Annotated in this window: 8 protein-coding genes; 5 read left to right on the plus strand and 3 right to left on the minus strand. The window is 51.6% G+C overall.

What is annotated here, in order from left to right:
• The first annotated feature begins 89 nt into the window (after nucleotides 1-89).
• Together AACY82_RS12175 and AACY82_RS12180 are read left to right on the plus strand one after the other, a co-directional pair.
• Nucleotides 90-1415 carry a mannanase gene (locus AACY82_RS12175; RefSeq protein ID WP_339617097.1) on the plus strand — a complete coding sequence of 442 codons (1326 nt, stop codon included), beginning with the start codon at nucleotides 90-92 and terminating at the stop codon, nucleotides 1413-1415.
• Nucleotides 1416-1540: 125 nt separating this feature from the next.
• Complete coding sequence (locus AACY82_RS12180) at nucleotides 1541-2776, plus strand: glycoside hydrolase family 27 protein (RefSeq protein WP_339617098.1); 1236 nt, start codon at nucleotides 1541-1543, stop codon at nucleotides 2774-2776.
• An 86-nt stretch (nucleotides 2777-2862) separates the two neighbouring features.
• Here AACY82_RS12180 and AACY82_RS12185 read toward each other — a convergent pair whose 3' ends face one another.
• The 3 genes from AACY82_RS12185 to AACY82_RS12195 all read right to left on the minus strand — a co-directional run bounded on the left by AACY82_RS12185 (nucleotide 2863) and on the right by AACY82_RS12195 (nucleotide 8129).
• Entirely contained in the window at nucleotides 2863-4365 is a 1503-nt protein-coding gene (locus AACY82_RS12185) for a hypothetical protein (protein WP_339617099.1), read from the minus strand.
• A 459-nt stretch (nucleotides 4366-4824) separates the two neighbouring features.
• Nucleotides 4825-6546, minus strand: coding sequence for a bifunctional protein-serine/threonine kinase/phosphatase (locus AACY82_RS12190; protein WP_339617134.1), 1722 nt, complete (start codon nucleotides 6544-6546; stop codon nucleotides 4825-4827).
• Nucleotides 6547-6653: 107 nt separating this feature from the next.
• On the minus strand, nucleotides 6654-8129 hold the full coding sequence (locus AACY82_RS12195) for an MFS transporter (RefSeq protein WP_339617100.1): 1476 nt from the start codon (nucleotides 8127-8129) through the stop codon (nucleotides 6654-6656).
• 332 nt (nucleotides 8130-8461) lie between these two features.
• Here AACY82_RS12195 and AACY82_RS12200 point away from each other — a divergent pair, with 332 nt between their 5' ends.
• The 3 genes from AACY82_RS12200 to AACY82_RS12210 all read left to right on the plus strand — a co-directional run bounded on the left by AACY82_RS12200 (nucleotide 8462) and on the right by AACY82_RS12210 (nucleotide 12398).
• Nucleotides 8462-10192, plus strand: a complete 1731-nt coding sequence (locus AACY82_RS12200) for a DUF1631 family protein (RefSeq protein ID WP_339617101.1) — start codon at nucleotides 8462-8464, stop codon at nucleotides 10190-10192.
• A 32-nt stretch (nucleotides 10193-10224) separates the two neighbouring features.
• Nucleotides 10225-10575: a PilZ domain-containing protein gene (locus AACY82_RS12205; RefSeq protein ID WP_339617102.1), complete on the plus strand. Its 351-nt coding sequence runs from the start codon at nucleotides 10225-10227 to the stop codon at nucleotides 10573-10575.
• A gap of 227 nt (nucleotides 10576-10802) precedes the next feature.
• The gene (locus AACY82_RS12210; RefSeq protein ID WP_339617103.1) at nucleotides 10803-12398 is read left to right on the plus strand and encodes an MFS transporter; all 1596 of its coding nucleotides are present in this window, start codon (nucleotides 10803-10805) and stop codon (nucleotides 12396-12398) included.
• The last annotated feature ends 14 nt before the right edge of the window (nucleotides 12399-12412 follow it).

The raw sequence follows: 12412 nt of genomic DNA on the forward strand, positions 1-12412 counted from the left end.
TTTTTAGGCACCCTTACGGAAGGTATAACGCCCTCCCATTAAGGTGAGCCACCGGTATTGACTACTAGGTTTTTATAAAGGTAAAGACTATGAAAAAAATGATAGTTCGATGCTTTGTGGTAATAGCCGCTCTATGTGTGGTGAGTTGTACTCAATCCACGAGCACTCATAATAGCCAAGAGTTTGTCCGTGTAGACGGGCAGCACTTTTACGTGGGTGATAAGCCGTATCGGTATGTCGGTGCCAATATGTGGTATGGCGCATACTTAGGCTCGCCTGGGGCTACCGGCGATCGCGAACGATTAATTCGCGAGTTGGACGTATTGGCCGAACATGGCATTACCAACCTGCGCGTGCTGGCCGCATCCGAATCCAGCGATTTAATGCGTGCGGTTCGCCCAGCGATGGTGAACAATATTCAGGGTGAACTCGATAACGATTTATTGCTGGGTATGGACTTCTTGCTGGCTGAAATGGCTAAGCGCGATATGAAAGCGGTGCTTTACCTAAATAACTTTTGGCAGTGGTCGGGTGGAATGTCGCAATATGTGGCGTGGTTTACCGGCACTGAAGTACTCGACCCGGATGTCACAGGCAAATGGAATCCGTTTATGGATAACTCTGCTCGGTTTTACCGGATCGAGCGGGCGCAGCAGCTGTACCGCAAAGTGATTCGTACCATAGTTACGCGGACCAACAGTATTACTGGCCAAGCCTATAACGACGACCCCACTATTATGTCCTGGCAGCTGGCAAATGAGCCGCGCCCAGGCAGTGATGCCGACGGCCGGGTACACTTTGATGACTTTGTCCGTTGGATAGATGACACGGCCGGCTACATTAAGACGCTCGCGCCGAAGCAGTTGGTTAGTACCGGTAATGAAGGCGCGATGGGCACCTTGGGCGATGCGGAGTTGTTTGAAACCTCCCACGCGAGCCCAAATGTGGATTATCTAACGTTCCATATGTGGATTAAAAACTGGAGCTGGTTTGATATCACTAAGCCCGAACAAACCTACGATTCGGCAGTGACTACCGCAAAGCGTTATTTGAGCGAGCATGTTGCAATCGCCGAGCGTCTCAACAAGCCTATTGTGTTAGAAGAGTTTGGTGTCGAACGCGATAACGGCGCTTATGATCACGGCACGCCAGTCAGCTATCGCGATCGTTTTTATGACATGGTCTACGATGTCATCGAAGATAACGTGGCAGCAGGTGGCCCTTTTGTTGGTTCTAATTTTTGGGCCTGGGGTGGGTTTGGTGAAACTGACCGAGCCGATTACATGTGGCAAAAAGGTGATGACTTTTTTGGTGATCCACCGCAAGAGGCACAAGGCTTAAACTCGGTATTTGCCGATGATAAATCGACGCTAGACGTGATTGCCGATCACGCTAAAAGGTTGCCAGAATTGTAAGGCTCCGGCCCAAAAGAAAACATTAAGCCGCGCAAGCGGCTTTTTAAGGCAATAAACAAATTATCTTATATATATACGTTTAGCTACGTGCAGCTTAGCGATTTTAATAAAAATTGGAGAGAACCATGACGGTAAAAATAATGCATAAAGTAACGTTAATGTTCGGTGTTTTTTGCCTGACACTATTGAGCGCGATAGCCAGCGCTGAAAAGTCTAGTGGGGTTGGGCAAATGCCAGCCATGGGCTGGAACAGCTGGAATACCTTTGACTGTGACGTAGATGAAACAACCATTCGGGAGATGGCCGATGCCATGGTTGAATCGGGTATGAAGGAGGCCGGTTATGAGTACATCAATATCGACGATTGCTGGCATGGCGAGCGTGACACAAATGGCAATATTCAGGTTAGCAAAGAACATTTTCCGTCGGGCATGAAGGCGCTGGCCGATTACGTCCACTCGAAAGGGTTAAAGCTTGGCATATACTCCGATGCGGGCAACACCACTTGTGCCGGTCGCCCTGGATCGCGCGGGCACGAGTACCAAGATGCAAAAACCTACGCAGACTGGGGTATCGATTACTTAAAGTACGATTGGTGCGATACCGAAAACCTCAACCCAGAGGGGGCTTACACCACAATGCGCGACGCGCTGCACGCAGCGGAGCGACCTATCCTGTTTAGTATTTGTGAGTGGGGCGACAATCAGCCATGGGAGTGGGCGACGGACATTGGTCATAGTTGGCGTATCTCGGGTGATATTTATCCGTGTTGGGATTGCGGCTACGGCTGGGGCAGCTGGTCATCGTGGGGCGTACTTAAAATTCTAGATATGCGTAAAGATCTAAATTTGCGTCAATACGCAGGTCCGGGACGGTGGAACGATATGGATATGATGGAGGTGGGCAACGGCATGACCGAGGCAGAAGATCGCTCGCACTTTTCTTTGTGGGCCATGTTGAACTCGCCTCTAATCGCCGGTAATGATTTGCGCACTATGTCGAAGCAGACCCGCGAGATTTTGACCAATCAAGATATTATCGCACTCAATCAAGACCCTGCTGGCGTGCAGGCGATGCGTTATATTGATGCCGGTGACTTGAATGTGTTTGTCAAACCCCTAAGCAACGGTGAATGGGCATTTTTGTTTTTAAATCGCGGTGACGATATTTTAACGGTAAATCACGATTGGCAATTTAATGTGGTTAAAGATGATCTTACTGGTCGCTCTATCGACTTTAACAAAGCGACTTTTACCTACCGGGGCTTATGGAAAAACTTGAAAGGCAATACGCAAAAGCCACTACAGTTAAGTATTCCTGCCCATGACGTGGTGGTGTTGAGGTTAAAGCCTGCGGCTTGATGTTAAACACTTGCCGCTATTTTAGGGCTACTAATTGATGTCAGGCACGACCCACCGTGAGAGTCGTGCCTGCCGGAGCGTTATTGTTAATAAGCTCTAATTTTTACATACTCGCAGCCATTGTTGCTGTTGATGCTGAGTGAGCTTCCAGAAAAACCGCTGGCCGATGTATAGTTTGACGTAACCGTCGCATTGCCAGAGCCATCAATGGCGCTGATTGTGCCGCGAAAATCGCATTGCGTGTTCTCGTCACTGTCCCATAGCTGTAGCGTCTTTCCTTGTAGTGGCTGGTCGAATGTCACACAGTGGTTGCTGCCAAGCGTGATTTCAGTTCGAACTTTATAGGTGACGGCGACACAGTTATCACCGCTACCGGTTGAGCTTGATGAGTTGGAGCTTGACGATGAAGAGCTGCTGGAACTGGATGAATAATGGCTGCTCGAACTGGACGCCGTAGCGCTAGATGAACTGCTGCTCGATGATGTTGGGGTGGTTCCACAGCCACCGCTGAGCTCATCAAAACAAGCGTACGGCCCTTCGTTGGGTTGCTCGATAGATTGATTCAGCGAATAGTCGATGTTGCGGCTTTGGTATTCTTTCCAGACTAAGTTGCTTCCTCCGTCGGCTCGGTAGTTGTTTGAGATATTAATCATGGGCTCCTGAGCGCGAAAGGTTCCGGCATCGACAGGTAGATTAAAGGTGTTGTCGTAAACATTCGACTGACGATGCTCGCGAAAGCTATAAATAGCGTGGGTCACATTGTTGTCGCCGCGATAGTCCATCTCGTTATTGCGGATAATAACGTCCGTGCCTTTCAAATCAACAAAACTGTCCGCTTGGGGGAACGCGGTTGTCCCGACAATACCTCGCGCATCGACGTAGTTGTATTCGATAACAGTCCCTACCGTGCCGGCTTTAATATCAAAGGCCTCGGCGGTAACTTGTGGCCCAATACTGCACCCGCCGATGCGGTTGTAGTTACTGTAATCTGGCGGGCTCGCTTCGTTGCCTTTGTTGGTGCCGATATAGACCCCTTCGCCGGTACCTTCTTTACCTTCGCGCTTACCGGTATTGTGGATATAGCAATTGCTTAACCGATTGTAAGAACTGCTGATCCGAAAATGCACGGCCTCTTGGCCGACATTGTGTACCTCTACGTTATCGATCGTATTGTGGTTGGCCGTTTCCAGCACGATACCTTTTTGCGAGTCAGTAAATTTTAAATCTTTAATGATCCAGTAATCACCTTCTAGCAAAAAGACATAACCGTTGTTGATGTCATCGCCTTTTAACACTTGTTTATTGCTGCTGCTGGCACTGCGCAGCGTAATCGGGTTGTTGGCGGTGCCGCTATTACCGCTGTAAAAATGGGCGCGACTCTCGCCGCTGGTGTTGCGGTTGCCGGTATAGTTGCCGGGATGAACCACAATGTCGTCGCCCTGGCTGGCGGTTTTAAGGGCATTTTGTAAGTCGGTGGCGTTATACACCGGCACGGTGGCCGCGTGCGAAAAGCTTGCGCTAACAAGGCAAAGCCCCGCAGCTGATATCAAGCTCGTGGGAATGACACGTCGTACTCTTGAGAAAGGCATAAACTGACTCCTTCGTAGTGTTTTGGGCATAAAGGTGAGCCCCGGTAGCCGGGTGGGCATCTGGGTATACGTCAGGCGCGAGTGCGCCTGAAAGGATCACCTATTGTTATTGTGATTCAACAACGTGCTCGTGATTTCGGTAAGGCCACACGACCAGTTGTGACTTGATAGTAGTCAATTTATTAACAAATGTAAGTTTTTGGTAAGGTAGAAAGGCCAAAATGCGGCGCTTTTGGGGATTAACGCTTAAAAATGTGAACTGGGTCCGGTGCCAAAGGTAGCGCTTGCGCAGATGAGGTGCTGTCGTGTCGGAGTGCTCTTGCGCCGTTTAAGTGGCTTGTAGCGCGGCGCCAGCATGAGCGAGAGATATTTTACTTACTTTGACGGCGCGGCAATGTGGGTCAGCCCATATTGCCGCGTTTTTAGGCCTTGCGTGGGCGGTTTGCGGGTGAGTATCGGCTATCGAACCATAAGGGTAGCCGCCAGCCCTGCGACGCATAACCAACCGACGATTGCGGCGGCTTTCCACACTCGCTCGGGGTGACGCTCTATGAGTGGTTTGTGTTTTGCCGTTAACCAGTCGGGGTTGGGGCGTTGTAAATCCTTTAGCCATTCGGACAATGCATCGTAGCGTTGCGCCGGCTGTATGTGCAGGGCTTTTTCCAGTGCTCGGTCTAGCCATATTGGCACCAGAGGGTTGTATTGTAGCGCCGAACGGTAACTAAGTTTTTGAAATTGATTGAGCGACATGGCTTTGCCGTAAGCCTCGCCGTAAGGGCGCTTGCCAGTGAGCATCTCGTACACCAATACCGCTAGCGAAAACTGGTCAGAGCGCGGCCCGGTACGGCCACCGTAACGATACTCCGGCGCCGAGTAATCCAGCGTGCCGAGAATGTGATCGGGGGTGATGGCTGAGCCCATTTCTTGTATCCCCGCAACCCAGCAAGAGCCAAAATCCACTAGGCAGGCGCCCTGGGTGCCGAGCACGACATTGTCGGGTTTTAAATCTTGGTGCAGCGTGTCCTTGCGGTGCAGGGCGCGAATACCGGTCACCAATTGCTCGGCGAGCTCGACGGCGTCCGATACGGACAGTGGCGCCCGCTCCCTAATGACTTGCGAGAGCGTCGGGCCGGGAATATATTCGGTTAAATAGTACAGACACGAACGCGGTTGTGGTGGCTCTATTACCCGCACCACATGGCGATTGCCAATCCGTGCTCCTATCCAGCTCTCTTGCACAAAGCGCTCGATGTACGCCGGATCGTCCTCGTAATTAACCGAGGGGGTTTTCATGACCAGGCTTTTGCCATCGGGTGCTTTCACCAAATACACCTGGCTGCGTTCGGACTCGTGCATAATTTTTTCGACGGTTAGGCCGTCGATGGTTTGTCCGGTATTTAATAAAGGCGCAAAAGGCAGACGCGATAATACCGTCACCGTGTCGGCTTGGCTGGCGGTACCGAGTTGCTTAACTCGCGCTAACTGCACACTGATGTTGTCGTCACAACCTGCGTTTAGCGCGGCTTGTTGTAAACTGTGGCAAAGCGCATTTAAATCGCTTTGCTCATTTAATTGTGCTTGCAGGGTGCGGTGATCTACCCAATCGTGCAGACCATCGGTGCTGAGCATAAACACATCGCCCAACTCTACCTCATGAGTTTCCATGTCCACTTCTAAGCTCAAATCGGCGCCCATGGCGCGGCTTAAATAAGTGGTGCGACGATCAATTTTTTGCGTGTGATCGCGGGTGAGTAACTCCAGTTGGCCGCCCCGCAAGCGATAAATGCGGCTATCGCCGACATGAAACGTAAACAGCTTGTCACCTTTAATGACGATGATGCTTAAGGTGGTGAGGTAGCCCTCTTGGCGTACGCTGTTTTGGCTTTGGCTCCACAAATAGCGATTGAGCGACTGAATGACGCGATTGGCCGATTGGCCGGTGCGCCAAGTATCGGGGGTGGCATAATAGTCGGTTAAAAAGCCGGTAATCGCCGTTTGGCTGGCTTGGCGGGCGGCCTCACTGCTGCTAACGCCATCAGCAATGGCGATGGCGACCCCTTTGGTGGTAAGTGCGGCGCCCTCGGGAAAGCGCGCGCCAACGGTGTCTTGATTTTCGCTCTTGCGGCCGGCATCGCTCAGTTGAGCAAAGTCGAGCTGCAACGATGATTGGATGTGATCCATTGGGTCGGTGCCTGCTTGTTCTTGTTGTGGCGACATCATAGCGCTTCCTGAGGATGAAAAAAAAGCGGATCCGAAGATCCGCTACAGACACGGGGAAAAAGAATTTATTAGGTAAGCTCGATCTGCGCCAGCGAGCCGTCTTCATTGGTTTCGGTCATATGACCTTTAGGCTCTTCTAAAAATTGGACGATACCAAAAATGATTAAGGCGCAGCCTCCAATTACCATAAAAAAGGTGCCGGCATCGACAAAACTGTAAATGGTTAAAAAGGTCACTGCGCCGACATTGCCATAGGCACCTGCCATACCGGCAATTTGCCCGGTCATACGACGCTTAACGAGTGGCACCATGGCAAATACCGCGCCTTCACCGGCTTGAACGAAAAACGAGCAGCACATCACCGCGACTACCGCAAAAGCAATGGGCCAGCTGCCGTCGACTTGCGACAAAGTGAAGTAACCAATGGTTAGGCCGATGATGAAAATTGAAATAGACAGGCGGCGGCCGCATTTATCACTGATGTAACCGCCGCCGGGGCGGGCGACTAAGTTCATAAAGGCGTAGGCGGCACCCAGAGCGCCGGCCATGGCGAGGCTCATCCCCTCAAAGGTTTCTAGGAAGAACGCGGGTAACATAGACACCACTGCCAGCTCTGAGCCGAAGGTGACAAAGTAAGCCCAATCGAGAATTGCCACTTGCTTGAATTTGTATTTGTCGTGCTCGGATACTACGGCACCTTGCAGCATTTCTTTATTTACACGATAAATCTGCGAGAACTGATAAACGCACAGCATCACCAATACTAAGTACATTAAATAGGTGGTGCCCTGAGTAAGAAGCCCAACGCCTGCGGGTGACAGCTTCCAGGCCAGTACCGCCAAAATAATGTACATTGGCAAGTTCATGGCCAAATAAAAGTAAAAATCTTTTTTGCTGGTAACTTCTAAACCACCGCTTTTTTTCGGTTTAAAGTAAGTCGAGCCTTGCGGGGTATTGCGCGCGCGCAGATAAAACACCACCGAGTAAGCCATGGCCATTAAGCCGGTAATGCCAATGGCGTAGCGCCAGCCGTTTTCACCGCCAAACATTAGGGCAACGGTCGGTAAGGTAAACGCGGCCGCCGCTGAGCCAAAGTTGCCCCAGCCGCCGTATACACCCTCGGCCAGGCCAACTTGACGGGCGGGAAACCACTCGCCAACCATGCGAATACCAATCACAAACCCAGCGCCGACAAAGCCCAATAAAAAGCGAGTTAGAGCCAATTGCTCGTAAGTTTGCGCCGAAGCGAATGCGAGGCACATTAAGCCGCCCGAGGCGAGCAGTAAGCTATACACAATACGCGGGCCAAATTTATCGACCAGTATGCCGACTACAATTCGCGCTGGGATGGTCAACGCCACGTTTAAAATCAGCAGCGCTTTCCACTGGCCGAGATCCATGTTGAAGGTTTCCATGATTAACGGCTTTAGCGGTGCATGAGAAAACCACACCACAAAGGTTAAGAAGAAGGCAAACCAAGTGAGGTGTAGTAACCTAATATTGGCTCTCGAAACATCCAGGAGGTTCATTTTTTCTGAGCTCATCGCATTGCTTCCGTCTAGAATGGTTAGGACACAGGTTATAAAAGTTTGCTTCGCCCGATAGCTACCCAGGCGATATATAAGTGGTGATAGCAAGCGCTATGCCACAAACTATTGAGATGTTTTGGTGCAGCCAGAATGCCGCGGGCAGCTCGCCAATTGCGGGTAACGGGTTATAATTTGGTGCGCGTGCACGCCGTTACGACGTGGGTGGGCGATAGTTGTGCGTGCTTTTGGGAGTGTCGCGGTGCGCATTGTGTGTACGTTGCACGTATTTGGTTCGCACAAGAGGTGTTTATGGCGCGAGATCGCAATGGGTGGTAAAGGTGGATAACATGGCTCAATACCAAGACGTCAGAGAGTTGCTGGGGGTGGGCCCGCTGACGGCGCCGGCCAAACTTGGCGATATCAGCGAGCTTGAGGCAACCTTTTATCAAGCCGACGATCCATGGGCCGCTTACCGTGAACTGCCTTTTGCCCGTCAGGCCGGACTGCCGGGGCTGTATGCGGCTTGGCTGTGGCACGCGCTGCAAGACAATGTTCAGTGCGATCACGCGCTTGACGCCAGTCGCAGCGCTATGATCGGGGCGATTGTCGCGTATGTGGCGAGTGATGAACCGCTAACGGTTGCGCACGTTAAGCAGAACCGGCAACTGTTTGATCAGTGTTTTTTTCATTTGCGCACCTGGTATTCAGGCTTAGGGCCCACTGGGCGCAGGTTTACCGAGCGACTCACGGCGCTATCTGAGGCGTTAACGAAGGGGCCAGAGCAGTGGGCTGCCGCGCTTACCAGTTTTAATCAAGCGTGTGATAAAGAGCTTGACCGCGCGGCGATGCTCGCCGAGAGAATGCAAACCTCTGAGCTGGGGCATATCAAAATCGCCCATGCGCAGCAGCGTGTCACAGGTATCTATAACGATGTGGTGGCGCTGCACCAACTGCCTGAGGCCACGTTAGATTTTATTGATCACATTGTCTTGCCCAGTTTGCAGTACCTACTGATTAACGAGTCCGAGCAGGCCCCCGACTGGAGCTTTTGGATGCGCATCCTGCGGTTGATTGTCTGGTCGGTGAACCCAGAAAAATCCCCCGAGGATCGCCAAGCTTTTTTTAATAAAGGCCCGGTGCTACTTTCCCAGTTAGAAAATCAATCGGTCAGTAAAGCCTTCTCCGGTAATGTCTATCGGGATTATGTCGATGAGTTTTCCGCACAAATTATCACCTTGTTAAAAGGGCAAACCATCGAAACCGTGACCGCACCCAAGCGGCAAGTGTCAGCCGAGGTCGAGTCGCTCAGTCAGTTGCAAAATGGCGGCGCAGAGCATCACTTTTCGGCCGGTGATTGGCTGGAGTTTGATAGCGGTGAGACGTTGATTCGCTGCCAGTTTTTAATGCAAGCGCCGGGCACTGATACTTTGTTATTTGTGAATCGCTCCGGTCACAAAGTGCTGCAAAAAACCGTCGAGCAAATGTCGGCCTGCTTTGACGCCGGGATCGCTCAAGAGATTCCCAAGATACCCTCTTTGTCAGCCGCGTTGGCGGCGGTTAATGCGCGGATGGAAAACCTGCACGAGCGGTTGACCACACAGGCTTTGGCGGAACAACAGGAGCGCGAAAAGCTTGAGCGCCAGAAGCAGGCGTTAATTCAAGCTAAAAAGCGTCAGTTGCTTGTAAAAAAAGAGGCCGAAGTTAAGGCCCGCGCCGAGGCGGAGCGCCTTGCACTTGAGCGCGCCGCCCGCGAACAAGCAATAAAGGCGCGTCAATTAAGTGAAGCGCGCGAGGCCCGTGAGCAGCAACTGCGCGATACGCTGGATAACCTCACGCTGGGCACGTGGGCCGACCTGCCTTTAGACGACGGCAAAGCCGTGCGCTGCAAGTTAGCCGTCAGTATGCGCTCAACCAACAAGTATATATTTGTCGACCGAGTAGGGCGCAAAGTAGCCGAGCTACTTTACGACGACCTATTGGGTTATTTGCTCCGCGATGAAGCTGTGTTTTACAAGCCGGAGCAAGGGTTTGAAAACCGTCTCGAAACAATCGTCCGTGGTTTGCGGCGCACTGAGTAATTAACCCGTGGAATTCCAACATGGTTACTGACATGCAAAATAATGAGCAGCGTCAAGAGTATCGCCTTAGTGTCTCCGAGGCTGTCTATATCGAGCTTGAGGCTGAGCAAGGGGACGATGCCGCGCGAATTTTGTTGAGCCGCTCTACCGATTTGTCGGCCAATGGTTTACAGGTGGAGCTCGACCGTTCGTTGCCTGTGGGCAACATTTACCCGCTGTGTATACAGCTGTATTCGCCCAAGGTTCGCTACGTGCTGACCGGCGAAATCAAGTGGTGCCGGCCCAGCAATGGCCGCTACCTTATTGGTATCGCCCTATTTGAGTCCGATGATACAGCGATTGTCAGCTGGAAGGAGGAAATCGCACGCCGGCTGCAAGATTAGGGTGGCAGGCACGTACATTAGACGCTTGTTACGGTCTTGTTGATGGGCGTTGGTCGGTGCCGCTCAGCGGGTTTTTACGGTCTGTTCCGACAGCCGAGGGTAGCGCGCGCGATGTCGCTGTTCTCGGTATCGTTAACGGTGTTTTAGCGCTGTACATTTGCCCGGTGGCCTCTTATGCTTTCGGTCAAAATGCCCTGACATATAATGACAAGACCCTGAGGTGAACTGTGGCGACAAACCCTTCTCATAAGCTCTCAATTCTCGAAAAAAGCGGCTACGCCATGGGCGATGCAGCGGCCAACCTTGTTTGGCGCGGTGCGCTGGCTTACCTAGCGGTTTTTTATACCGATACCCTCGGCATTACCGCCGCCGCTGCGGCTGCACTTTTGTTGCTGGTGCGTGTATCCGACGGTATTACCGACATTATTATGGGTATGATCGCCGATCGTACCCACACCAAATACGGTAAATTTCGCCCCTGGATACTGTGGTCCGCGCCGATTTTGGGTTTGTTTATGGTGTTGTCGTTTACCGCGCCGGATATCAGCCCTCAAATGAAGCTGGTATGGGCTTATTTTACCTATATCGGCCTGACACTCGCCTACACAGTGAATAACGTTCCTTACTCGGCCCTGATGGGGGTCATGACTCCCAGCCACGAAGAGCGCAGTGTGCTCTCGGGTTATCGCTTTGCCGGGGCGTTTTTAGGTGGCGCTTTGGTGATGGGCGGCACGCCTTATCTGGTGGAGTATTTTGGCCAAACGGGGGTTGCCGGAGAAATCGACGAAGCCAAGGGGTATCAGCAAACCATGTATGTGTTTGCGGTGCTCTTGGTTGCGCTATGTGTCGTGACCTTTATGGCGACCAAAGAGCGTATTGTGCCCACCACCAATACGGGCTCATTTAAAAAAGAGTTTAAAGATTTACTTTATAACCTGCCGTTTATCGTGATTCCGCTGTTGTCGATCTCACTGTTCTTTTTTAGTTTGACTCAGACCGAAGACGCTACCTATAAATTTAACCCCTGGTATATGGGGATCACTTGTGCCGTAGTGCTGGCAGTCACCGGGCATTTCATACGCAAGCTCATCAACCGCCCGGATACGGACACTACCCCCTCACAGCGTGATTTAATCGATTTGCTGACCAACAAACCTTGGCTGATGATTCTTGGCTTAGGCTTTTTAACCATGTTGTTTAACGGCATTAAGTACGTGGTGATTGCCTATTACTTTAAGCACTATTTGCAAGAGCCAACCATGACCGGCCTGTACTTCTTAGCGTTGCTGATTACCTCGATTGTGGCGGCATTTGCCTGTGGTTACTTTACTCGCTTGGTGGGCAAGAAAACCCTGTTTGCGGTCTCATTGATTGTCAGCGGGCTACTTACCGGTTGTATCTCCCTGTTAGGTAAAGATGACTTAACCGGCTTGTTTGTACTGGGTTGCGCCGCTGAGTTTTTTGCCGCTTTTATGCCGGTACTCACCTTTAGCATGCTGGGCGATGCTGCCGACTACTCGGAGTGGAAGCACACCCGCCGCGCCACCGGTTTGTTTTATTCGGCCGGTAGCTTTATTCAGAAAACCGGTGGCGGTTTTGCCGGCGCCCTAGTACTAATGGTGTTGGGCGCCTACGGTTATGTAGGAACCGACGAAAGCACGATCGCCCAGGCAACCGATGGCATGGTGCTGCTGATGAGCTGGGTACCTGCCGTGTTTGCATTTGTATCGGTGCTGTTGCTGGTTGTCTATCCGCTTAACACTAAACGTATGGAAGAGATCGAGGCAGATCTCAATGAGCGGCGGGCACAGGCCGGCGTTTAGCGCATTACGGGAGG

The sequence above is a fragment of the uncultured Gilvimarinus sp. genome, from assembly GCF_963972205.1.
Lineage (GTDB): Bacteria > Pseudomonadota > Gammaproteobacteria > Pseudomonadales > Cellvibrionaceae > Gilvimarinus > Gilvimarinus japonicus.